The following is a 22,317-nucleotide window of genomic DNA, read 5'->3' on the forward strand; positions in this document are numbered from 1 at the left end:
TGGGAGCGGGCTTGCCCGCGATGGCGTAGTGTCAGACAACCTGTTTTCAACTGATAGGACGCTATCGCGGGCAAGCCCGCTCCCACAGAAAAGCAGAGCGTTCCACGGTGGCATTCAGGCATTTTGTGCCTGGAGAAAAATCGAAAACAGCTCGGACTGGGATTTGATCCCCAGCTTGCTGTACATGTGTTTCTTATGGACTTTCACGGTTTCGACGGAGATTTCCAGCTTACGGGCGATTTCTTTACTGGAGCAACCGCTGAGCATCAAGCGCCCGACATCCAGCTCCCGAGCAGTCAGTTGCGCACCTTTGAGCTGCTGCACCGAAGCCTCCAGTTGCACCCGCCAGTCGCCTTGCGGCGGCGCGGGGGCCAGGGCCACGACTTCGTTGATTTCATAGGGCAGACGCTGGCGCAACAGCCCGAGCACCCACGGCTGGATCAGCGACAGCAAGGCGATCTGCTGGCTGCTGAAGCGCTGCGTGCTGCCCAGTGACAGGCACAGCGTGCGGTCGCCTTCGAGCTGACAATTGAACTGGATTTCGTCGGCCACCACATTCAGACGAAAGTAGCGCTGGTAATACTCGGTCAGCTCGAAATGCTCCGGGGCCACTTCCGACAGACGATACAGCCCGGTGCGCGATTGCTCGCGGCAGGCGATGTAGAACGGGTCGAGCAGGTACAGACCGCGCAGGTAATCCTGGAACAACTGGTCGGGGCTGCCATCTTCACCCGGGCACTCGGCGAACACCTGCGGGCGCTGGTCGGCGCTGAAAAGCAGGGCCACCCAGCTGTCGAAGGGCACGTACTGATCCAGTAAACGCACAAGCTGGGTCCAGAAATTGGGCTTGTCCAGGGCGTCGATCAGTTGCCCCACCGAGCGGTGCCAGGCGATGTCGTCCAACGAGAGTGTCATGCATCTACCCCTATCGTGTTACCCCAGCGGCGTGATTCCCCGCCCGGTTGCTTGCTGCGCATACTGGCGCACAGACACCGACCGGGCAATCTTTCTGCCGCCCGGCCCATGACAAGGAATACCCATGAAGGTCGAACTCGCCCAATTGGCCGGCCGTGACAACGACACGGCTTACAACCTCGAACGCACCCTGGCGGCCATTGCTGCATGCGCGGCCGACACACAGCTGATCCTGTTCCCTGAAGGCCACTTGATGGGCTTCCCTTCGGCCGAGTCCGTGGCCGAGGTGGCCGAGCCGCTGGACGGACCCACCGTCAGTGCAGTGATCGCCGCCGCCCGCCAGCACAATATCGCCGTGGCCATCGGCATGGCCGAGAGCGACAACGGCCGCTTCTACAACACCACGCTGCTGATCACCCCCGAAGGCATCGCCCTGAAATACCGTAAGACCCACTTGTGGGCCTCGGATCGCGGTGTCTACGAGGCGGGCGACCGCTACGCCACGTGTTTGTGGAACGGCGTGCGCGTGGGCCTGCTGATTTGCTACGACATCGAGTTCCCCGAAAGCGCCCGTGCCTTGGCGCAATTGGGTGCCGAGTTGCTGATCGTCACCAACGGCAACATGGACCCCTACGGCCCCACCCACCGCACCGCGATCATGGCCCGCGCCCAGGAAAACCAGGCGTTTGCGCTGATGGTCAACCGGGTGGAAGAGGGTGATGGCGGCCTGCTGTTTGCCGGTGGCAGCGCGCTGGTTGATCCACTGGGCACGCTGTTGTTCGAGGCTGGGCGCGAGGAAGGGCAGTTTGCGGTCGAGCTGGATTTGAAGCAGCTGACGGCGGCGCGCCAGGATTATCGCTACCTGGATGACCAGCGACTGAGGTTGCCGGGGGAAGTGGTTGAGCATGCGGGTGGGTTGCGGGAGCTGCTGATTCCTGCGCGCTGATCCTGATTACTTATCGACTGGGCTGACGCCATCGCGAGCAAGCTCGCTCCCACAGTGGATCATTGTTGGACGCGCATTTTGTGAACGCCATAAAACAAATGTGGGAGCGAGCTTGCTCGCGATGAGGTCCTGACAGACGACACACCTGCCTGACCCAAGAACAACAACGCAACACCCGAAAACTCTGCGCCGAACTCGGCTCTGCCATAAATCCAATAAAATCCGGAGTAGTCGCTCATGGCTCGTTTGCAACGCACCCTGTCATTAGGCTCGGTGGTGCTGTTTGGCATCGCCTACATGACGCCGATCATTGTGCTCGGCACCTTTGGCATCCTCGCCCAATCCACCGCCGGCATGGTGCCGGCCGCGTATCTTGCGGCGTTGGTGGCCATGTTCTTCACCGCCATGAGTTACGGCCGCATGGCCTCGGCGTTCCCGGTGGCAGGCTCGGCCTACAGCTATGTGCGCAAGGCTATCAGCCCCAAGCTCGGCTTCATCGCCGGTTGGGCGGTGCTGCTCGACTACCTGTTTTTGCCCATGGCGATCTGGCTGATCGGCGCGGCCTACCTCAACTCCGCCTTCCCGGCGGTGCCGCAATGGATCTGGGTGCTGGCGTTCATCGGCATCACCAGCGCGATCAACATCATCGGCCTGAAACTGGCAAACGGCATCAACGCCTTGCTGATGCTGGTGCAGTTCCTGGTGTTGATCGCTTTTGTCGCGCTCTGCGTGCATTACGTCGGCGGTGACGCCAGCACGCCGTTGTGGTCGATCAAACCGTTCTTCAACGGCGACATGCAGATGCCCTTGATCATGAGCGGTGCGGCCATCGCCTGTTATTCGTTCCTCGGTTTCGACGCGGTCAGCACCCTGACTGAAGAAACCCGCGACCCGCGCCGCACCATTCCCCGGGCGATCATGTTGATCACCCTGATCGGCGGCCTGATTTTCGTTGGCGTGTCGTATTTCGTGCAGATCGCTCATCCGTCCTTCCAGTTCGACAACGTCGACTCGGCGGCCTATGAAATTGCCCGCAACGTCGGTGGCGACCTGTTCGTCTCGATCTTCCTGATCGGCCTGATCGTCGGCCAGTTCGCTTCAGGCCTGTCGGCCCAGGCCAGCGGTTCACGCCTGCTGTACGCCATGGGCCGTGACGGTGTGTTGCCGAAAGCGTTTTTCGGCACCTTGCACGAACGTTTCGGCACGCCGATCAACAGCATCCTGCTGTGCGCGGTCGTGGCCTTGCTGGCGCTGAAACTGGACGTCACCACCTCGACCTCGTTCATCAACTTTGGCGCGTTCCTGGCATTCAGCCTGGTGAACCTGTCGGTGATCTTCCATTACTGGATCGGTGGCGAGAAAAAAGGCCTGCGCGAGTTCGTGCTGTTCCTGCTGTTCCCGTTCATCGGCCTGGCAGCGGATTTGTGGCTGATGGTCAGCCTCGATCATTTGGCGGTTTATCTGGGCCTGAGCTGGCTGGCGATTGGTGTGGTGTACCTGGCAGTGCTGACCGGCGGTTTCCGTCGCCAGCCGCCGGAAATGGATTTCCAGGAAGCCGCATAAAGGAAACTGTAGGAGCGAGCTTGCTCCGGGCGGCGCTCCGACGAAAAACCTGAGGGCGCCGATGGGCATCTGGTTTTACGCGTTTTCGTTCACGACCATCGCGAGCAAGCTCGCTCCTACAGGACGGACATGGGATCCTTGCCGCTTTTGAGTCGAAGGCCTTTGTTCATGACGACGTTTTCTGCCCAGCCCGCTGGACTTATCCACATCGCCGCCGCCCTGTTGATCGGCCCTGACGGTCGAACCCTGCTGGTGCGCAAGCGCGGTACCCAGGCCTTCATGCAGCCGGGCGGCAAGATCGAACCCCATGAACTGCCGGTTCACGCCCTGGCCCGGGAGCTGGAAGAGGAGCTGGGTCTGGACATCGACCCGGCGCAGGCCGTTTACCTCGGTCACTTCTCGGCGCCGGCCGCCAACGAGCCGGGGTTTGTCGTACACGCCGAACTCTTTCAGCTGAGTGTTCATTGCGACGTCACCCCGGCGGCGGAGATCGAAGAAGTGATCTGGATCGACCCGGCCACCGATGTCGGTGTCAGCCTGGCGCCATTGACACGGGACCTGATCCTGCCGTTTTATCGAGCATCGCTGACTGCGATCGCCTGATCATTACGCAAAGGACTTCGCCCATGATCCCGCTTCAAGACTTGCTGATTTTTGCCGCCGCCGCGTTACTGATGGTACTGACGCCGGGGCCGAACATGATCTACCTGATCTCTCGCTCGATCTGCCAGGGGCGCAAGGCCGGGGTGATTTCGTTGCTGGGGGTGGTCGCCGGATTCTTCGTGCACCTGTTTGCTGCGGCCGCCGGTTTGACGGCGGTGTTCCTGGCGGTGCCGATGGCCTATGAGGTGTTGAAGTGGGCCGGTGCTCTGTACCTGCTGTGGCTGGCCTGGCAAGCAGTCAAACCCGGTGCGCGCTCGCCGTTCGAGGCGCAGCAGTTGCCCCCGGACTCGTCACGCAAACTGATCACCATGGGCTTTCTGACCAGTGCCCTGAACCCGAAAATCGCGGTGTTCTATCTGTCGGTGTTTCCGCAGTTCATCACGCCGGAACACGGCTCGGTGTTCAGCCAGAGCATCCTCCTCGGCCTGACCCAGATCAGCGTCAGTTTTTGCGTCAACCTGATGATCGCCATGTTTGCCGCAGGCATCGCTTCGTGGTTCGTCAATAATCCGACCTGGCTGGCGATGCAGCGCTATTTCATGGGCTTCGTATTATCGGGGCTGGCACTGCGACTGATGCTCGAGCAAAAACGGATGGCCTGAGCATGTGGATCGAGCGACTGGATGCCAGCCATGCCCTGGACTATCGGGCGCTGATGCTCGAAGCCTACGAGCTGCATCCGCAGGCCTTCACCTCGAGTGTGCGCGAGCGGGCGGCGATGCCTCTGGGTTGGTGGGAGTCGCGTCTGACCGGAAAGCTGGACGTGGTTCTTGGCGCATTTGAGGAGGGCAAGCTGGCGGGCATTGTCGGGCTGGCGCTCGAACCTCGGGAAAAGGTCCGGCACAAGGCGACGCTGTTCGGCATGTACGTGTCCGCCAACGTGCGCCAGCGTGGACTCGGTTTTCATTTGGTGCAGGCTGTTCTGGCCGAGGCGCGCTCCCATCAGGAACTGCGATTGATCAAATTGACCGTCACCGCCGGCAACGATGCCGCATTCAAACTGTACCAGCGCTGCGGTTTCATCCAGTTCGGCCTGGAGCCGATGGCCGTGCGGGTGGGCGAGGATTACTTCGACAAGATCCACATGTGGCGCGAGCTTTAAAACCACCGCAATCCCCTGTAGGAGCGAGCTCGCTCGCGATAAACCTGAGAGCGACACGGGGTGTCAGGCTTCCAGCGTTATCGTTGATGACCATCGCGAGCATGCTCGCTCCTACAGGGGGGGGTGTTCTAGCGAACCGCACTAACCCCGTCCAGCGTCGAAAACGACGTGTCCTTGGCCGTCAGCAAAAAGTCGCGCATGTACGGCGCATCCAGCATGTCGGCCCGGATCGCCGCATACAGCGTCGCAAACAAGCCCTTTTCGCCTAATCGCTTGGCCTTCACATAACCCCGTGAGCTGTACTCGTGCAGTGCCCAATGGGGCATGCCACACACGCCGCGACCGCTGGCCACCAACTGCATCATCATCACCGTCAGTTCCGAGGTGCGCACCTGGGCCGGTTCGATGTCGGCGGGTTCGAGGAAGCGGGTGAAGATGTCCAGCCGGTCCCGCTCCACCGGGTAGGTAATCAGGGTTTCCGGCAGCAGGTCTTCGGGGACGATAAAGGCCTTGCTGGCCAGGCGGTGCTGGTTGGCCACCGCCAGCATCGCTTCATAGGTGAACAGCGGTACATAGGTGATCCCGACAAGATCCACCGGGTCGGAGGTCACCACCAGGTCCAGGTCGCCACGGGCCAACGCCGGCAGCGGCGCAAAGGAGAAACCCGAAGCCAGGTCCAGTTCGACTTCCGGCCAGGCATCACGGAACTGGTCGATGGTCGGCATCAGCCACTGGAAGCAACTGTGGCATTCGATGGCCATGTGCAGGCGCCCGGCGGTGCCACCGGCCAGACGACTGATGTCGCGCTCGGCGGCGCGTAGCAGCGGCAGGGTGGCGTCAGCCAGTTGCAGCAGGCGCAAACCGGCGCTGGTGAAACGCACCGGTTTGGTCTTGCGCACAAACAGCGGCATGCCCATGCGCTCTTCCAGCTCCTTGAACTGGTGAGACAGCGCCGACTGGGTCAGGTGCAGGCGGTCGGCCGCATCCACCAGGCTGTCGGCTTCGCGCAAGGCGTGCAGGGTCTTGAGGTGACGGATTTCAAGCACCGGGTGGCTCCATGAGGAAAACTTGTGAAAAATTCGAAAGTGTTGAGTTTGTCTCATGTTTTGGTGTCTGTCGATCACAACACCCGTTTTTTAAAGGCGCGCATTTGACCGCCTGGCGCTCTTCATCAAACTGTCATGGAACTGTGGCAGCGCGCTTGAACAAACTTCATCAGACTCGCGCTCTACTGGGGTTCTGCGTTTTGGTGTTTTTCCATGGGTGCTGCATTTTTTTCACGAATCGTATTTTTGACCGCGCTGGTGTTCGGCCTGCCGTCCCTGGCGGCTTCGCGTTGTGACGTCAACGTTCCGACCGAACGGGTGGATCTGACCCAGGTAAGCCTGGCGTACCAGAGCGTCGGCCGTGCGTCGGATCCGGCTTTGCTGTTGGTGATGGGCCTCGGCGGGCAATTGATTCACTGGCCGGACGAAGTGGTGGTTGCCCTGTGCCAACAAGGTTTTCGGGTGATTCGCTATGACAATCGCGACGTCGGCCTGTCGACCTGGCGACAGCCACCGGGTGAGGCCAACCTGACGTTCGAAGTGCTGCGCTACAAACTCGGATTGCCGGTGTCGTCACCGTACTCGCTGACCGATATGGCCGACGATGGCCTGGGCTTGATGGACGCCTTGCACATCGAGCAATTTCATGTGCTCGGCGCGAGCATGGGTGGAATGATCGCCCAGCACATGGCGGCCATGGCGCCGCAACGGGTCGAGAGCCTGACCCTGATCATGACCACCTCCGGCGCCGAAGGCTTGCCGGCACCGAGTGCGGCGCTGGTGCAACTGCTTGCCCGGCGCGGCGCACCGAACCGCGAAGTGGCCCTGGAGCAACAGGCCGACCTGCTGGCGGCATTGGGCAGCCCGATGGTCAGCGACGATCGTCAGGCGCTGCTGCACCAGGCAGCGCTTTCCTACGACCGGGCATTCAATCCCGAAGGCGTGAAACGCCAGATCATGGCCATTCTCGCCGAGCCGAGCCGGGTGGCGCTGCTCAATCAGTTGCGGGTGCCGGCGCTGGTGGTGCATGGCACGGCCGACCCGCTGCTGCCGGTGATGCACGGGGTGCATCTGGCGGCGCATCTGCGTGGCAGTCAGTTGATCCTGATTCCGGGCCTGGCCCATCGCTTTCAGGAGGCGTTCAAGGCGCCGTTGTTGGCGGCGGTGTTGCCGTACTTGCGGGCTCATCGTGAAGACACTTCGCACTGGGCGCAGATCGAACCGGTGGCCGATCGCAACCTCCTCTAACCCTCGCTCCCACAGGCCCAGGTCGCTTTGAGCAAGACCCTAATGGCTCAGGCCGTACTTTTTCACTTTGTCGAACAGCGTGGTCTTGGCCATGCCCAGTTCCTGGCTGGCCTGGGTCAGGTTGCCGCCGCTGCGTTGCAAGGCATCGCTGAGCAGGTTGCGCTCGAACGCTTCCACTGCTTCGGCAAAGGCCAGGCCCTGATTGCCGCCACCGGCACCGGTTTTCTTGAACGCCGGCAAGCCCAGGGCAAAGCGCTCGGCAACGTTGCGCAGTTCACGCACGTTGCCCGGCCAGTCGTGGCTCATCAGGTTCGAAACGGTCTGGTTGTCCAGTTCCGGCGCGATGCGATCGAAGCGCAGGGACGACTGCTGCAAAAAGTGTTCGAACAGTTGCAGGATGTCCTCGCGGCGCTCGCGCAGCGGCGGCAGTTCCAGAGTCACCACGTTGAGTCGGTAATACAGGTCGCTGCGGAATTCGCCGGCCTTGCTCGACTCGACGAGGTCGGATTTGGTCGCCGCGATGACGCGGCAATCCACCGCCACGCTCTGGTTCGAACCGAGGCGTTCGAGGGTGCGTTCCTGCAACACCCGCAGTAGCTTGATCTGCAAGGGCAGGGGCATGCTTTCCACTTCGTCGAGGAACAGCGTGCCGCCGTCGGCGTGTTCGATCTTGCCGATCCGCCGTTTACCCGCGCCGGTAAAGGCGTTGGCTTCGTGGCCGAAGATTTCGCTTTCGAAGAGGTTCTCCGGCAGGCCGCCGCAGTTCAAGGCGACGAACTGCCTGGTGTGCCGCCGACTGAAATCATGCAGGCAGCGCGCGACCAATTCCTTGCCGGTGCCGGTCTCGCCTTCGATCAGCACGTTGGCCGAGGTATCGGCGACGTTGGCGATCAGTTCCCGCAGGTTCTGCATGGCCGGCGAGCGTCCGATGATCCGCCCTTCCAGGGAGTCGCGCTCGGCCAGTTGCCGACGCAGCGACGACACCTCCCGCGCCAGGCTGCGTTGCTCCAGGGCGCGGCGGGCGACGTCCACCAGGCGCTCGGGGGAGAACGGCTTTTCCATGAAGTCGTAGGCGCCTTTCTGCATCGCGCCGACGGCCATGGATATGTCGCCGTGCCCGGTGATCAGCACCACCGGCAGGCTGCGGTCGCGGGCCTTGAGCCGGGTCAGCAGTTCCAGGCCATCGATGCCCGGCAGGCGAATGTCACTGACGACGATGCCGGCGAAGTTGTCGCCGACCCGTTCCAGGGCTTCTTCGGCGCTGCCCACGCCAATGCAGGGAATGTCTTCCAGGGTCAGCGCCTGTTGGCAGCCGAGCAGCACATGGGGGTCGTCTTCGACGATCAATACACTTAGGTCGTTGTTCATATTGGCTCGGCGGGAGTGGGGCTTACCAACGGTAAACTGAGGACGAATGCGGTGCCACCGCTGGACGGGTGCTCGACACCCAGGTGACCGCCGGTGGCGGCGGCCAGGCTGGCGGAAAGGGTCAGGCCAAGGCCCAGGCCCTGTTCGCCGGGTTTGGTGGTGAAGAAGGGTTCGAACAGGTGCTTGCGCGCTTCGGCGTCGATGCCATGGCCGTTGTCACGCACGCGCAACCGGTACTTGCCTTCGGACACATCGCCTTCGAGCCACAACTCCGGCAGCGGCTGCGCTTGCATCGCATCCAGGGCGTTGCCGATAAGGTTGACCAGAATCTGCTCCAGGCGGGTCTGGTCGATTTGCACCTGCGCATTGCTGAAGTCGCGATGCAATTGCAGCTGGATGTTTTCCACCCGGCCGCCGTGCAATTGCAAGGCCGCGTCCACCGCTTTGCCGAGGCAGGCCTGGCCCTTGTCGTCCCCACGCCGGGCAAACGAGCGCAGGCTGGCGGTGATCCGGCCCATGCGGTCGATCAGTTCGTTGATGGTCTTGAGGTTGGTGCTGGCCACGTCGAGCTGGCCGCGTTCGAGGAAACGCACGGTATTGCCGGACAGGGTGCGCAGCGCCGCCAGCGGCTGGTTCAGTTCGTGGGCGATGCTGGTGGACATCTGGCCGATGGCCGCGAGTTTTCCGGCCTGTACCAGTTCATCCTGGGCGCGGCGCAAAGTCTCTTCGGCGAGCCGGCGCTCTCTGATCTGCCCCTTGAGCCGTTCGTTGCTGGCGCGCAGGTCGGTGGTGCGTTCGGTAATCCGACGTTCCAGCTGATTATTGGCTTCCTGCAAGGCTTCCCGGGCCGCGAGGCGGGTGGCGATCACCTTGCGCCGCTCGTTCCAGGCGATCAGCAGGAATGCCAGAAGGGCAAATGCCACAGCCACCAGAATCCCCTGGTTGATCGCTTCGCGGCGCAAGTCCTGGAGCGGCGTGAGCAGGGTGAAGTTCCACGGGGTATCGCTCAAATTGCGGGTTTGCGCCAGATAGCTGATGTTTTCTTCGTCGGAAGCCAGTTCGCTGTTGGCCGGGAAGGTCAGTTTTTCCACGCCTTCGGACAGGGTTTCCCGGGCCAGCGGTTGCAGTTCGTTGAGCGGGAACCAGTAGTACTGAAGGCTGCGGGCGAGTTTTTCCTTGGTTTCTTCGCTCAGCGGCACCACCGATTTCAAGCGTCGAGCCGGATCGCTGGACAGAATGATGATGCCGTTCTCGTCGCTGACGAAGGCTTCCAGGCGCGCCCGCTGCCAGCGTTCTTCCATGGCTTCCAGCCGTACCTTGACTACCGCGACACCGATGATCTTGCCGTGTTCTTCCAGGCCATGGGCCAGGTAGTAACCGGGTTCGCCGTTGGTACTGCCGATGCCGTAGAAACGCCCTGGCTGACCGCGCACGGCGTTCTGGAAATAGGCGCGAAAGGACAGGTCTTCACCCAGGTAACTGTCGAAATCGCGCCAGTTGCTGGTGGCCATGACGCGGCCGGTGGTGTCCATCACGTAGATGGCCCGACTGCGGCTGCGCCGGTTCAGGCCTTCGAGGTAATCGTTGACCGTTTGCCGGTGTTCCGGGGTCGGGTCGGCCAGCAACTGCGAAACGCTGGTTTCGAGCTCCAGCAGGCTGGGCAGGTAGGTGTATTTGCTGATTTCGCTTTCAACGGCACGGGCGTGCAGTTCCAGCTGGCGCTGGCCGCTTTCGCCGAGGCTGCGGATGCCGTAGTGCTCACTGATCCAGAAGCCGATATAGCCCAGGCCGATCATCATTGCGATGATCAGTGGCGGCAGGAACAGATGACGAACCAGACGGGGTTTCACGGCGAGTGATGGCGACGCTGCGCGATAAAGATTGGGGTCGCATTTCATCACAGTTGCCTTGGGTCAACCAGCGCTGCCCGCCTCTCTGTAGGAGCGAGCTTGCTCGCGATGGTCGTCAACGATGACGCGTTCATTCTGAATGTACGCGGTGTCTTTGAGTTCATCGCGAGCAAGCTCGCTCCTACAGGGGAGGAGGCGTACAGCTTTTAGTGCTGCAGAATCTTGTTGAGGAAGTGCTGCGTACGCTCCGCACGGGCGTTGATGTCGCCGAAGAACTCCTCTTTCGGGCAGTCTTCGATGATTTTGCCGGCGTCCATGAAGATCACGCGGTCGGCCACTTTACGGGCGAAGCCCATTTCGTGGGTCACGCACATCATGGTCATGCCTTCGTGGGCCAGTTGCACCATCACGTCGAGCACTTCGTTGACCATTTCCGGGTCCAGCGCCGAGGTCGGTTCGTCGAACAGCATGACGATCGGGTCCATCGCCAGCGCACGGGCAATTGCCACACGCTGTTGCTGACCACCGGACAGTTGGCCAGGATGCTTGTGCGCATGGGCCGATAGGCCGACACGTTCGAGCAGTTGCAGGCCTTTCTTGGTGGCTTCTTCCTTGCTGCGGCCCAGCACCTTGATCTGCGCGATGGTCAGGTTTTCGGTGATGGTCAGGTGCGGGAACAGTTCGAAGTGCTGGAACACCATGCCCACGCGCGAACGCAGTTTCGGCAGGTTGGTCTTCGGGTCGGCGATGGAGGTGCCGTCGACCACGATGTCGCCTTTCTGGAACGGTTCCAGTGCGTTGACGCACTTGATCAGGGTCGATTTGCCGGAACCGGATGGCCCGCACACCACGATCACTTCGCCTTTTTTGACATCGGTGCTGCAATCAGTCAGTACCTGGAAGTCCCCATACCACTTGTTGATGCTTTTGATAGAGATCATACGGCGAACCTTTTTTGCAGACGCTTGACCAGCTGCGAGGCGGCAAAGCTGATGATGAAGTACACGAGACCGGCGAAAACCAGGAACTCATTGGAGCGGCCAATGATGTCGCCACTGGCGCGCGAAGCATTGAGGAAGTCCACCAGGCCGACGGCGTAGACCAGCGAGGTGTCCTGGAACAGGATGATGCTCTGTTGCAACAACAGCGGAGTCATCTTGCGAAACGCCTGGGGCAGGATGATCAGGCGCATCATCTGGCCGTAAGTCATGCCCAGTGCCTGGGCAGCGCCCATCTGGCCCTTGGGAATCGACTGCACGCCGGCGCGGACGATTTCGCAGAAGTACGCCGCTTCGAACATCATGAACGCCACGATGCACGAGGCGAACGCACCGATCGGGGTGTCTTCGCCGGTGATCCAGCGCAGCACGAAGGGCACCGCCAGGTAGAACCAGGTGATGACCAGCAGCAACGGGATCGAACGGAAGTAGTTGACGTAGGCGCCGGCGATGTTCGACAGCAGTTTGTTGTGGGACAGGCGCATCAGCGCCAGGATCGTGCCGAGGATGATGCCGCCGACCACGCCCATGGCCATCAGCTTGAGGGTCATGATCATGCCGTTCCAAAGGCCCGGCAGGGACGGGATGATGCCCGAGAAGTCGAATTCCATCATTTACCCCCTACGGAGATCAGGCCCGGTACGGCAACTTTCTTCTCGACCAGGCGCATCAGCAACATCAGGCTCATGTTCAGGGTGAAGTAGATCAGCGTTGCCAGGGTAAAGGCTTCGAACAGGTTCGCGGAGAACTCGGCGGTCTGCTTGGTCTGCGCGAGCAGTTCCATCAGGCCGATCAGCGAAGCCACGGAGGAGTTCTTGAAGACGTTCAGGAATTCCGAGGTGAGCGGCGGAATGATGATCCGGTAGGCCTGGGGCAGCAGCACGTTCCAGTAGATCTGCGGCAGCTTGAAGCCCATGGCGCGGGCCGCGGACTCCTGGCCTTTGGGCAGCGCCTGGATACCGGTGCGTACCTGTTCGCAAACCCGGGCGGTGGTGAACAGGCCCAGGCACACGACGACGCTGATGAAGGCCGAAGTCGTCGGGTTCAGGTCCTGCTTGAACCATTCCTGCAGGTTTTCAGGCAGCAGGTCGGGTACCAGGAAGTACCAGATGAACAGCTGAACCAGCAGCGGTACGTTACGGAAGAGTTCGACGTAGCAGGTGGCGATGCCCGATACGATGCGGTTCGGCACCGTGCGCATGACGCCCAGAATCGAGCCCAGTGTCAGGGCGATGATCCACGCCATGACGGCGATGGCGATGGTCCAGCCCAGGCCGGAAATGAACCAGTCGAGATAGGTCTCGCTGCCCACGCCGGTGGACTTGAAGAACACGCCCCAGTCCCAGTTGTAATTCATTAGGGTCTCCCCTCGGATTCGATCGATGTACAAATGCCCGTTTGGGGGAAGCTCCGTTCCCGCCCGATCTTGAAGATCGGGCACACGCGAACGGCTCGACAGCCACCGGTTCGAGTGCTTCCAGAAAATGCCAGCAGGGAATGCAATCTCCTGAAAGGGCTGGGCCCTGTCAGGAGATAAGGTTAGTCAGAAATCAGGATTTCTTGTCGTCAGCCGCTTTATCGGTGGGATTGGCGATCAGGGCCTTGAGTTCGTCGCTCATCGGGAAGTTCAGGTTCAGGCCTTTTGGCGGGATTGGCTGCATGAACCATTTTTCGTAGATCTTGTTGATCTCGCCCGACGCGTAGGTGGCCTTGATGGCGTCATCCACAGCCTTTTTGAATGGCTCATCGCCTTTGCGCACCATGCAGCCGTAGATTTCGAAGGACTGTGGAGTGCCGGTCACGGCCCAGTCATCGGCCTTCTTGGCCTTGGCGGCTTCACCCGCCAGCAGTGCGTCGTCCATCATGAACGCAACGGCACGACCCGATTCCAGCATCTGGAAGGACTCGCCGTGGTCTTTGGCGGAGATGACGTTCATGCCCATCTGCTTGTCGGCGTTCATCGACTTGAGGATGCGCTCGGACGTGGTACCGGCGGTGGTCACGACGTTCTTGCCCTTCAGGTCATCGAAATCCTTGTAGGCCGAGTCCTTCTTGGACAACAGGCGAGTACCGATTTCGAAGATGCCGACGGAGAAGTCAACTTGCTGCTGACGCTCGACGTTGTTGGTGGTGGAACCGCACTCAAGGTCCACGGTGCCGTTCTGCACCAGCGGGATGCGGGTTTGCGAGGTCACCAGGTTGTATTTGACCTGGAGATTCGGCATGTCGAGATCTTTTTTCAGCGCTTCAACGACTTTCAGCTGAATGTCGTGGGAGTAGCCGACCGGTTTGCCGGAAGCGTCCGCGATGTAGGAGAACGGAATGGAAGCGTCGCGATGGCCCAGGGTGATGACACCGGACTCTTTGATCTTCTTCAGGGTGCCGGTCAGTTCGGCGGCGAAAACTGGCGTGCTGATCAGAGCGGCAGCAATGGCTGCGCCCAGGATGTGGGGAACGATGCGCATCAAATTTTCCTCGACATTGTTTTTTTTATGGAGCCAGTTCATCGGCCCTTTTGTGCTGCAAAACACCTGAGCGCTACGATGAGTGGGCGCAAAGGACATTCGTCGAAGAAGTGTAGAGCATGACTCGTGCCAGACCAGTCTGAATTAGTCAAAGTATTGATTTATAAGGAAATTAAATATTTTATGCGCTGAAATTTCAGTGAGGTGATCCGGTTAACCGAACCGACCGTCAGGTCGCGTTCGGAAAACCGAATGCAGGTTGGGCGCAGCCCGGCGATCAGGGGTATTTGCGCTTGTCCGGGGCGGGCGGGAAGTACTGGTACAACCAGGTCTCACTCAGCGTGCGGTCGTTGGTGCGGATGAACAGGCGCAGCTCGACAGGCTCCACGCTGTCATTGGTCGGGTACCAGTCAAACAGGATGCGGTAGCCCTTGATGTCCTCCAGCTTGAGTACGCTGAAATCCTTGACCTCGCCGTTCGAGCAAGTAACCACCGGCTCGATGCCCGCGCCCTCTGGCAAGCGGTCCAGACCACCGCCGGTGAAGTCCACGGCGAAACGACGGGCCCAGACTGGCGGGTAATGCTCGCCCGGCGCCCAGCCTTCGGTGAAGCCGCCCATCCCGGAACGGGTGGCGTGGACCCGCGCCAGCGGCGTGCCGACCGGTGGCAGCGCGCTCCAGTAGAGCTTGTAGCCATAGTTCAGCGAATCGCCGGCGGCCACCGGTTTCTTCGGGGTCCAGAAGGCGACGATGTTGTCCATGGTTTCGCCGGTGGTGGGAATTTCCAGCAGGTCGACCGAGCCTTCGCCCCATGCGGTGGTCGGTTCGACCCACAGGCTCGGGCGGCGGCTGTACCAGTCGACGGTGTCCTGATAGCTGGCGAACTCGTGGTCGGTCTGTACCAGGCCGAAACCTTTCGGGTCCTTGTCGGCGAAAGCATTGAATTGCAGGGTCGCCGGGTTATTCAGCGGGCGGCAGATCCACTCGCCGTTGCCACGCCACATGGCCAGGCGATCGGAGTCGTGGATTTGCGGGTGAATGGTGTCGCACATCCGGCGTTCGTGGGTACCGCAGCTGAACATGCTGGTCATCGGCGCGATGCCCAATTGGTCGATGGCGGTGCGGGCGTTGATGTGGGCGTCGACCTCCATCACCACGCGCTCGGCCTGGCAGTCGATATCGAAGCGGTAGGCACCGGTGGCGCTCGGCGAGTCGAGCAGGGCATAGACCACGAAGCGGGTGCTGTCCTTGTCCGGCGTCTCGAACCAGAACTTGGTGAAATCGGGGAATTCTTCACGTTTTTTGGCGTAGGTATCGATGGCCAGGCCGCGGGCCGACAAGCCGTACTGGCCGGTGGCGTCCACTGCACGGAAGTAACTGGCGCCAAGGAAAGACACGACATCGTGCTTGTCCAGTTCCGGGGCCTTGAACAACTTGAAGCCGGAAAAACCCAGGTCGCCCTTGAGCTGTGCGGTGTCGACCGTGGTGTTTTCATAGTTGAACAGTGATGGGCGGAAATGCACTTCACGCGCCTGGCGAGTCCTGGGGTCGACGCTGTACATGCGCACCGGTTGCTTGAACCCCATGCCAACATGGAAAAACTGCACATCCAGCTGACCGTTCAGGTCATTCCACAAGGAGTGGTTGGCGTCGTAGCGGATCGCATTGAAGTTCTGCGGCGTCATGGTCGCCAGGGTCGGCGGCAACTGTTGCTTGGTGTCCTGGTAGCGATTGCTGGCGAGCTGTCTGGCCTGGACTTTCAGCGCTTCGAAGTCGAACGCGGTGGCCTCGCCATCAGCGGTGCCGGCGTTGGCGGCCCAAGCCTGGGCGGCCAGCAGGCCCGTGGCGGACAAGCCGGTATAGGCCGCAATGGCCATGGAGGCTTTGAGCAAGTTCCTGCGGTGCATAAATACAACCTGTCGTGAACAATCCCGCGCCGTTCCTGGCACGTGCTGGATCAGAAATATCGGTTCGGACATGCCTTCGGCCAAACGCAACGGACTTTGAAACAGATGCCGGATAGCTTAAACCGTTCGATTGCAGAGCAGAATTGATTGATGGCAATGCGCTGGCCCGGCAATGAAACAAGACATGTCGGGAAACAATTCCGACAGGGGTTTCTGATTCAGAGGGTATTTCTGCTTTTTTCGACTAATTGCTCTGAAAGCCGCTTTTCAGCGTCCGGATTATTTCTATTCTGTGTGCATGACCAGTCTATGCCCGAAAGGCCGATGCGCTTCAGTCGGCACGATGCAGCTGCTGAAAAGGGGGAGGGCGATGAGGTATCTGGTGGACGCAATGAGGTGTGTTTCGAGGTTTTGAACAATGGAGCACCCGCCATGACTGGATGTCCTCATCTACCAGTCCTGAGAACGCTCGGATCGCTGATGCAGTAAGCGCAGAATTTGTACCTGGCCTTGGGAAAATCGGTAAGGGGCGATAAAGGGATAACGGCCAAGCACCAACTCTCGGACATCGGGCATGCCTGAAGGTCTGCCCGAGCCGGGAAACTGTTCCAATCGTTCAAAGGATTGCAAGATCGTGGAAATGATTTCGAGAGCGGCTTGTGCGCCAACGACCTTTCGGTAGTGTTCGTGGATGGTATCGAGATCGCTATCGGCTTTTTCGGTCAGTACTACGCTCGGCACGTTTTGCCCACTTAGCCTTCACGGCATCCAGATCGGTGAGTTTCCCCGCGTCGGCATCGGCGATGCCTTCACTGATGGCTTGCAGATGCCAGGACTCGGCTTCCACATATCGAACCAATGCACGCTTGAGATGGTACTGACGATCTCTGTCGGTCGCCGCAGCCAGTAAATCCAGCTGCTGTGCCAATTGTTCTTCGACGCGAAAAGACAAAACGGGTGAGGCCATGATGGCTCTCCTAAAGTGTATACGCCGTATACGACGTAAACACCCTAGGCTTTCCCGTCAGATTCGTCAACCGATGCAGCGTGCATTCGTGACGAAACTCTAGCTGGAGATACTGGCGCGAGACGGGAGGAAAATGTTGCGAAATGATTGGATTGCCCTGATTGCCCCGGCACTCTTCAGTACCGGGGCAAACGCGGTCAGCGACTGACCTTCCACGCATCCCCCGCAGGCGCCGTGCCGTGGTCATACGGCTTGGCGATCCACATGTAGAGCAGCCCCAGACCAATCACAATGGCGGTACTGAGCACCATCGCGTAGTTGATGTACCACGCGGCATCCGGCGTACGTGGCCAGGCCATGTTGATGATGGCTCCGACACCGTAGACCAGCGCGCCGATGTTCACTGCCCAGCCCCAGGCACCGAGGCTGAATTTGCCGCTCGGTTTCCAGCCTTTCATGCGGGCGTACAGGGCCGCGAGCACGATCATCTGGAACGCCAGGTAGATGCCGATGGCCGCGAAACTGACGATGGTGGCCACCGCGTCTTGCAGGAAGAAGCCGAGGATGATGATCAGTGCCGGCAGGACGCCGGACACGAACAGCGCGGCAACTGGAACCTGAGTCGTAGGGGAAATCTTCTTCAGCAGTCGGCTGCCGATGACCATTTCATCACGGGCGTAGGAATACAGCAGACGGCTGGCCGCTGCTTGCAGGCTGATCACGCAGGAGATGAAGGAAATCATCACCACACCCATCACCACTTTCGAACCGACGGGGCCAAAAGCGTTGTTGAGGATGGTGGTGACCGGGTCCTTGTCGGTGCCGTTGATCACTGCTTGCATGTCCGGCACGGCCAGGATCAGCGCCAGGCAGGCGAACATTGCCGCGATACCACCGATGTAGATGGTCATGCGCATGGCCACCGGGATCTGCTTGCTCGGGTTCGGGGTTTCTTCGGCCACATCGCCGCAGGCCTCGAAGCCGTAGTACAGGAACATCCCCGCCAGCGAAGCGGTGAGGAACGCCGGCAGGTACGAGCCGTCGACGCTGATGTCGAAGGTGTTGAACAGCACGCTGATCGGTTGATGACGCTCGAAAATCAGCAGGTAAACGCCCACGATCACGGCACCGACCAGTTCACACAGGAAGCCGAACATGGCGATCCGCGCCAGCGCCTTGGTGCCGCTGAGGTTGACCAGGGTGGCGAACAGTGTCAGGAACAGGGCGATGATGATGTTGGTGTTGTTGCTCGGTTCAAAGCCCATCATGGCGGCGAGGTACGGACCGGCACCCACGGCAACCGCCGCGATGGTGACGCACAGGGCGATGGAGTAGATCCAGCCAACCATCCACGCCCAGCGCTTGCCCACCAGGCGGCGGGCCCATGGGTACACGCCGCCGGAAATCGGGAACTGCGAAACCACTTCGCCGAAGATCAGGCACACCAGCAACTGGCCGCAACCGACCAGCAAGTAAGCCCAGAACATCGGTGGCCCGCCCGCGGCCAGGCACAGGCCGAACAGGGTATAAACCCCGACGACCGGGGACAGGTAGGTGAAGCCCAGGGCGAAGTTTTCCCACAGGCTCATGCTGCGATTGAAGTTGGAGGTATAGCCCAGTTTGCGTAGCTGCTCGGCATCGCTGTCGGCAACGGCTGCTGAGAGATCGGGTGATGCACTCATGTGTATTTGCTCCGGAAAATCGGCAGATTTCGGATGTCCGAAACCGTGACGGGGCCTTGAGGGCACCGCCCGGATCGGTGGTTATTGTTTTGACTTCTTTGGGGTGGAGCCTGGTGGTGCGTATTGCCGGTTTCTGCCTTGAAACCGAGGTGAAGCAGGGCACGGTCCTGTAGGGGCGAGCCTGCTCGCGAGGGGCCTGAGAGCACCGCGGGGCGTCAGGTTTCCCGCGTCATCGTTGACCTCCATCGCGAGCAAGCTTGCTCCTGCTAGTGCTTGAACATCACATGGCGTACGACGCTGTAGTCCTCCAGTCCGTACATGGACATGTCCTTGCCATAACCGGACAGCTTCTGACCGCCGTGAGGCATTTCGCTGACCAGCATGAAGTGCGTGTTGACCCAGGTGCAGCCGTAATGCAAACGGGCCGACAGGCGATGGGCGCGGCCGACATCGGCGGTCCATATGGAAGAGGCCAGGCCGTAGTCCGAATCGTTGGCCCAGCCCAGCACCTGTGCTTCATCGGTGAATTTGGTGACCGACACCACTGGCCCGAACACTTCGCGACGGACGATTTCGTCATCCTGCTGCGCATCGGCCAGCACGGTGGGTTCGAAGAAGAAGCCATCGCCTTCCACCGCTTTACCTCCGGTAATCAGACGAATGTGCGGCTGGGCCACGGCGCGTTCGACGAAACTGGCGACACGGTCACGATGTTGCGCGGTGATCAACGGGCCGAGTTCGGTCGACGGATCATCCTGCAAGCCGTACTTGATGCTGCTGACGGCGGCGCCTAGTTTCTCGACGAACTTCTCGTAGATGCCTTCCTGGGCATAGATGCGGCAGGCAGCGGTGCAGTCCTGCCCTGCATTGTAGAAGCCGAAGGTGCGGATGCCCTCGACGGCGGCATCGATGTCGGCGTCGTCGAAGATGATCACCGGGGCTTTGCCGCCCAGCTCCATGTGCATGCGTTTGACGGTGTCGGCGGTGCTGGAAATGATGTTCGAACCGGTGGCAATCGAACCGGTCAGCGACACCATGCGCACTTTCGGGTGAGTGACTAATGGGTTGCCGACGGTAGGACCACGGCCGAACACCAGGTTGAGTACGCCGGCCGGGAAGATATCCGACGCCAGTTCGGCCAGGCGCAGGGCCGTCAGGGGAGTCTGTTCCGACGGTTTGAGCACCACGGTGTTACCGGCGGCCAGGGCCGGGGCGATTTTCCAGGCGACCATCATCAATGGGTAGTTCCACGGCGCGATGGAGGCGATCACGCCCACCGGATCGCGGCGGATCATCGAGGTGTGCCCCGGCAGGTACTCGCCACCGGCCGAACCGCTCATGCAGCGGCTGGCGCCGGCGAAGAAACGGAACACGTCGGCAATTGCCGGGATCTCGTCGTTCAGCGCAGCGCTGTAAGGCTTGCCGCAGTTGTCCGACTCCAGTTTGGCCAGCTCTTCGCCATGGGCTTCGATGGCATCGGCGAGCTTGAGCAACAGCAGCGAACGCTCTTTCGGCGTGGTCTGCGACCAGCTGTCGAACGCGGCGTCGGCGGCGCGTACGGCGGTATCGACCTGGGCTTCGCTGGCTTCGTTGATTTCCACCAGCACACGACCCAGCGCCGGGTTGAACACAGGTTGGGCGGGGCCTTCGCCGTCGAGCAGTTGGCCGTTGATCAAGAGCTTGGTTTGCATGGCATTTGTCCTCTTCAAAGCAGATCTTGTTTTGAAACCGGCCCCTGTGGGAGCGGGCTTGCCCGCGATAGCGGCCTTACAGTCGACACATGTGTTAAATGTCAGTCAGTCATCGCGGGCAAGCCCGCTCCCACAGGGGATGTGGTTGTCTGTTCCTGATTTATTTCCCGCCACTCCCCGCAACGCTCTCGCCGCCACGGGTCAGGTAATAGGCGCCGAGGATCGGCAGCATGGTCACCAGCATCACCAGCATCGCCACGACGTTGGTCACCGGCACGTCCCGTGGGCGGCTGAGCTGGTTGAGCAGCCACAGCGGCAGGGTGCGTTCATGTCCGGCGGTGAAGGTGGTGACGATGATTTCGTCGAACGACAGCGCAAACGCGAGCATGCCGCCGGCCAGCAACGCCGAGCCGAGGTTCGGCAGGATGATGTAGCGGAAGGTCTGCCAGCCGTCGGCGCCGAGGTCCATCGAGGCTTCGATCAGGCTGTGGGAGGTACGGCGCAAGCGGGCGATGACGTTGTTGTAGACGATCACCACACAGAAGGTCGCGTGACCGACGATGATGGTAAACATCCCCGGTTCGATTCCCAGCGTCTTGAACGTCGCCAGCAACGCGATCCCGGTGATGATCCCCGGCAAGGCGATCGGCAGGATCAGCATCAGCGAGATGCCCTGCTTGCCGAAGAAGTCCCGGCGGTACAGTGCGGCCGAGGCCAGCGTGCCGAGGATCATGGCGATCAGGGTGGCAATCGAGGCGATCTGCAACGACAGCTTGATGGCTTCGAGCACGTCCGGCCGCGAGAACGCCACGCTGAACCACTTCAGGGTGAAGCCCTTGGGTGGAAAGCTGAACGCCGCGTCTTCGGTGTTGAAGGCGTACAGAAAGATGATCAGGATCGGGAAGTGCAGGAACAGCAACCCGCCCCAGGCTGCGATGCGCAGGCCTATGGAAGCTTTCTCAGAGTGCATCGAAGGCCCCCAGTCGTTTGACGATGGACAGGTAGATGGCGATCAGCACGATCGGCACCAGGGTGAAGGCGGCGGCCATTGGCATGTTGCCGATGGCCCCTTGCTGGGCGTACACCATGCTGCCGACGAAGTAGCCGGGCGGGCCGACCAGTTGCGGCACGATGAAGTCACCCAGGGTCAGCGAGAAGGTGAAGATGGAGCCAGCGGCAATGCCCGGCACCGACAGCGGCAGAATCACTTGCATGAAGGTCTGGCCAGGCTTGGCACCGAGGTCGGCGGAGGCTTGCAGCAGCGAGGGCGGCAGACGCTCCAGCGAGGCCTGGATCGGCAGGATCATGAACGGCAGCCAGATGTAGACGAACACCATGAAGCGGCCCAGGTGCGAGGTCGACAAGGTGCTGCCGCCAAAGCCTGGAATGCCCATCACCAATTGCAGGAGCGGTTCCAGCCCCAGGTGCTGCACGAACCACTGCGCCACGCCGCCCTTGGCCAGCAGCAGCGTCCAGGCGTACGCCTTGACGATGTAACTGGCCCACATCGGCATCATCACCGCAATGTAGAAAAACGCCTTGGTCTTGCCCGTGGTGTAGCGCGCCATGTAGTAGGCAATCGGGAACGCGACGATGGCGCTGGCAATCGACACGACAATCGCCATGCCCAGGGTGCGCAGGATGATGTCGAAGTTCGACGGCTGGAACAGCGCGGTGAAGTTAGCCAGGGTCAGGTCAGGGGTGACCGCCATGGTGAAGTCGTCGAAGGTGTAGAAACCTTGCCACAGCAGAACCAGCAATGAACCCAGGTAGATCGCGCCGAACCACAGCAGCGGCGGTACCAGCAGTAACGACAGGTAAAAATTCGGCCGGCGATACAGCAGGTTGGAAAACCTGCGCAGCAGTGAGCCGCTGGCCGCAGATTGAGGGATGGCCACGGTGTTCAT

Annotated in this window: 21 protein-coding genes; 6 read left to right on the forward strand and 15 right to left on the reverse strand. The window is 60.7% G+C overall.

From position 1 onward, the window contains the following. Positions 1-114: 114 nt before the first annotated feature. Positions 115-915, reverse strand: coding sequence for a helix-turn-helix transcriptional regulator (locus tag RS887_RS15095; RefSeq protein WP_322615992.1), 801 nt, complete (start codon positions 913-915; stop codon positions 115-117). Between the two features lie 124 nt (positions 916-1,039). Between RS887_RS15095 and RS887_RS15100 the strand changes: the two genes are divergently transcribed. From RS887_RS15100 to RS887_RS15120, 5 genes are all read left to right on the forward strand, one after another. Further along, the gene (locus tag RS887_RS15100; protein WP_322615993.1) at positions 1,040-1,861 is read left to right on the forward strand and encodes a carbon-nitrogen hydrolase family protein; all 822 of its coding nucleotides are present in this window, start codon (positions 1,040-1,042) and stop codon (positions 1,859-1,861) included. 237 nt (positions 1,862-2,098) lie between these two features. Then, positions 2,099-3,424 (forward strand): APC family permease, encoded by a 1,326-nt coding sequence (locus tag RS887_RS15105; protein ID WP_322615994.1) that lies wholly within the window; start codon positions 2,099-2,101, stop codon positions 3,422-3,424. 168 nt (positions 3,425-3,592) lie between these two features. After that, positions 3,593-4,027 carry an NUDIX domain-containing protein gene (locus RS887_RS15110; RefSeq protein ID WP_322615995.1) on the forward strand — a complete coding sequence of 145 codons (435 nt, stop codon included), beginning with the start codon at positions 3,593-3,595 and terminating at the stop codon, positions 4,025-4,027. Between the two features lie 23 nt (positions 4,028-4,050). After that, a complete protein-coding gene (locus tag RS887_RS15115) occupies positions 4,051-4,689 on the forward strand; it encodes a LysE family translocator (protein ID WP_322615996.1) in 639 nt (212 codons plus the stop codon). A gap of 2 nt (positions 4,690-4,691) precedes the next feature. After that, on the forward strand, positions 4,692-5,189 hold the full coding sequence (locus RS887_RS15120; protein ID WP_322615997.1) for a GNAT family N-acetyltransferase: 498 nt from the start codon (positions 4,692-4,694) through the stop codon (positions 5,187-5,189). Between the two features lie 128 nt (positions 5,190-5,317). On the opposite strand, the gene metR is transcribed toward RS887_RS15120, so the two are convergent. After that, complete coding sequence (gene metR, locus RS887_RS15125; RefSeq protein WP_322615998.1) at positions 5,318-6,235, reverse strand: transcriptional regulator MetR; 918 nt, start codon at positions 6,233-6,235, stop codon at positions 5,318-5,320. Positions 6,236-6,448: 213 nt separating this feature from the next. Here metR and RS887_RS15130 point away from each other — a divergent pair, with 213 nt between their 5' ends. Further along, positions 6,449-7,483: an alpha/beta hydrolase gene (locus RS887_RS15130; protein ID WP_322615999.1), complete on the forward strand. Its 1,035-nt coding sequence runs from the start codon at positions 6,449-6,451 to the stop codon at positions 7,481-7,483. A gap of 39 nt (positions 7,484-7,522) precedes the next feature. On the opposite strand, the gene RS887_RS15135 is transcribed toward RS887_RS15130, so the two are convergent. The 13 genes from RS887_RS15135 to RS887_RS15200 form a co-directional block, all read right to left on the reverse strand. Then, positions 7,523-8,851: a sigma-54-dependent transcriptional regulator gene (locus tag RS887_RS15135; protein WP_008021039.1), complete on the reverse strand. Its 1,329-nt coding sequence runs from the start codon at positions 8,849-8,851 to the stop codon at positions 7,523-7,525. Beyond that, a complete protein-coding gene (locus RS887_RS15140; protein WP_322616000.1) occupies positions 8,848-10,749 on the reverse strand; it encodes a sensor histidine kinase in 1,902 nt (633 codons plus the stop codon). The genes RS887_RS15135 and RS887_RS15140 overlap by 4 nt, the downstream gene beginning before the upstream one ends. Positions 10,750-10,907: 158 nt before the next feature. Continuing rightward, positions 10,908-11,642 (reverse strand): amino acid ABC transporter ATP-binding protein, encoded by a 735-nt coding sequence (locus RS887_RS15145; RefSeq protein ID WP_322616001.1) that lies wholly within the window; start codon positions 11,640-11,642, stop codon positions 10,908-10,910. Then, a complete protein-coding gene (locus tag RS887_RS15150; protein ID WP_322616344.1) occupies positions 11,639-12,310 on the reverse strand; it encodes an ABC transporter permease subunit in 672 nt (223 codons plus the stop codon). Before RS887_RS15150 ends, RS887_RS15145 begins: the two co-directional genes overlap by 4 nt. After that, positions 12,310-13,056, reverse strand: a complete 747-nt coding sequence (locus RS887_RS15155) for an amino acid ABC transporter permease (protein ID WP_322616002.1) — start codon at positions 13,054-13,056, stop codon at positions 12,310-12,312. Before RS887_RS15155 ends, RS887_RS15150 begins: the two co-directional genes overlap by 1 nt. A 193-nt stretch (positions 13,057-13,249) precedes the next feature. Then, entirely contained in the window at positions 13,250-14,164 is a 915-nt protein-coding gene (locus tag RS887_RS15160) for a glutamate/aspartate ABC transporter substrate-binding protein (protein WP_322616003.1), read from the reverse strand. A 277-nt stretch (positions 14,165-14,441) separates the two neighbouring features. Further along, entirely contained in the window at positions 14,442-16,070 is a 1,629-nt protein-coding gene (locus RS887_RS15165; protein WP_322616004.1) for a glucan biosynthesis protein D, read from the reverse strand. A 450-nt stretch (positions 16,071-16,520) separates the two neighbouring features. Then, positions 16,521-16,811 carry a type II toxin-antitoxin system RelE/ParE family toxin gene (locus tag RS887_RS15170; RefSeq protein WP_322616005.1) on the reverse strand — a complete coding sequence of 97 codons (291 nt, stop codon included), beginning with the start codon at positions 16,809-16,811 and terminating at the stop codon, positions 16,521-16,523. Further along, a complete protein-coding gene (locus RS887_RS15175; protein WP_322616006.1) occupies positions 16,777-17,037 on the reverse strand; it encodes a CopG family ribbon-helix-helix protein in 261 nt (86 codons plus the stop codon). Before RS887_RS15175 ends, RS887_RS15170 begins: the two co-directional genes overlap by 35 nt. Positions 17,038-17,234: 197 nt before the next feature. Continuing rightward, a complete protein-coding gene (locus RS887_RS15180) occupies positions 17,235-18,719 on the reverse strand; it encodes an APC family permease (protein WP_322616007.1) in 1,485 nt (494 codons plus the stop codon). Positions 18,720-18,985: 266 nt separating this feature from the next. Then, entirely contained in the window at positions 18,986-20,410 is a 1,425-nt protein-coding gene (locus tag RS887_RS15190; protein WP_322616008.1) for a gamma-aminobutyraldehyde dehydrogenase, read from the reverse strand. Between the two features lie 160 nt (positions 20,411-20,570). Beyond that, positions 20,571-21,380 carry an ABC transporter permease gene (locus RS887_RS15195; protein WP_322616009.1) on the reverse strand — a complete coding sequence of 270 codons (810 nt, stop codon included), beginning with the start codon at positions 21,378-21,380 and terminating at the stop codon, positions 20,571-20,573. Then, a complete protein-coding gene (locus RS887_RS15200; protein WP_322616010.1) occupies positions 21,370-22,317 on the reverse strand; it encodes an ABC transporter permease in 948 nt (315 codons plus the stop codon). The genes RS887_RS15195 and RS887_RS15200 overlap by 11 nt, the downstream gene beginning before the upstream one ends.

The sequence above is a fragment of the Pseudomonas sp. BIC9C genome (assembly GCF_034541995.1).
In the GTDB taxonomy this organism is placed as follows: domain Bacteria; phylum Pseudomonadota; class Gammaproteobacteria; order Pseudomonadales; family Pseudomonadaceae; genus Aquipseudomonas; species Aquipseudomonas fluorescens_CC.

Coding starts and splice junctions, on each gene's coding strand:
- RS887_RS15190 (WP_322616008.1), bottom strand. CDS start 20,410: ATGCAAACCAAGCTCTTGATCAACGGCCAACTGCTCGACGGCGAAGGC.
- RS887_RS15195 (WP_322616009.1), bottom strand. CDS start 21,380: ATGCACTCTGAGAAAGCTTCCATAGGCCTGCGCATCGCAGCCTGGGGC.
- RS887_RS15155 (WP_322616002.1), bottom strand. CDS start 13,056: ATGAATTACAACTGGGACTGGGGCGTGTTCTTCAAGTCCACCGGCGTG.
- RS887_RS15120 (WP_322615997.1), top strand. CDS start 4,692: ATGTGGATCGAGCGACTGGATGCCAGCCATGCCCTGGACTATCGGGCG.
- RS887_RS15135 (WP_008021039.1), bottom strand. CDS start 8,851: ATGAACAACGACCTAAGTGTATTGATCGTCGAAGACGACCCCCATGTG.
- RS887_RS15160 (WP_322616003.1), bottom strand. CDS start 14,164: ATGCGCATCGTTCCCCACATCCTGGGCGCAGCCATTGCTGCCGCTCTG.
- RS887_RS15140 (WP_322616000.1), bottom strand. CDS start 10,749: ATGAAATGCGACCCCAATCTTTATCGCGCAGCGTCGCCATCACTCGCC.
- RS887_RS15115 (WP_322615996.1), top strand. CDS start 4,051: ATGATCCCGCTTCAAGACTTGCTGATTTTTGCCGCCGCCGCGTTACTG.
- RS887_RS15145 (WP_322616001.1), bottom strand. CDS start 11,642: ATGATCTCTATCAAAAGCATCAACAAGTGGTATGGGGACTTCCAGGTA.
- RS887_RS15095 (WP_322615992.1), bottom strand. CDS start 915: ATGACACTCTCGTTGGACGACATCGCCTGGCACCGCTCGGTGGGGCAA.
- RS887_RS15150 (WP_322616344.1), bottom strand. CDS start 12,310: ATGGAATTCGACTTCTCGGGCATCATCCCGTCCCTGCCGGGCCTTTGG.
- RS887_RS15165 (WP_322616004.1), bottom strand. CDS start 16,070: ATGCACCGCAGGAACTTGCTCAAAGCCTCCATGGCCATTGCGGCCTAT.
- RS887_RS15130 (WP_322615999.1), top strand. CDS start 6,449: ATGGGTGCTGCATTTTTTTCACGAATCGTATTTTTGACCGCGCTGGTG.
- RS887_RS15110 (WP_322615995.1), top strand. CDS start 3,593: ATGACGACGTTTTCTGCCCAGCCCGCTGGACTTATCCACATCGCCGCC.
- RS887_RS15105 (WP_322615994.1), top strand. CDS start 2,099: ATGGCTCGTTTGCAACGCACCCTGTCATTAGGCTCGGTGGTGCTGTTT.
- RS887_RS15175 (WP_322616006.1), bottom strand. CDS start 17,037: ATGGCCTCACCCGTTTTGTCTTTTCGCGTCGAAGAACAATTGGCACAG.
- RS887_RS15100 (WP_322615993.1), top strand. CDS start 1,040: ATGAAGGTCGAACTCGCCCAATTGGCCGGCCGTGACAACGACACGGCT.
- RS887_RS15180 (WP_322616007.1), bottom strand. CDS start 18,719: ATGAGTGCATCACCCGATCTCTCAGCAGCCGTTGCCGACAGCGATGCC.
- RS887_RS15200 (WP_322616010.1), bottom strand. CDS start 22,317: ATGAACACCGTGGCCATCCCTCAATCTGCGGCCAGCGGCTCACTGCTG.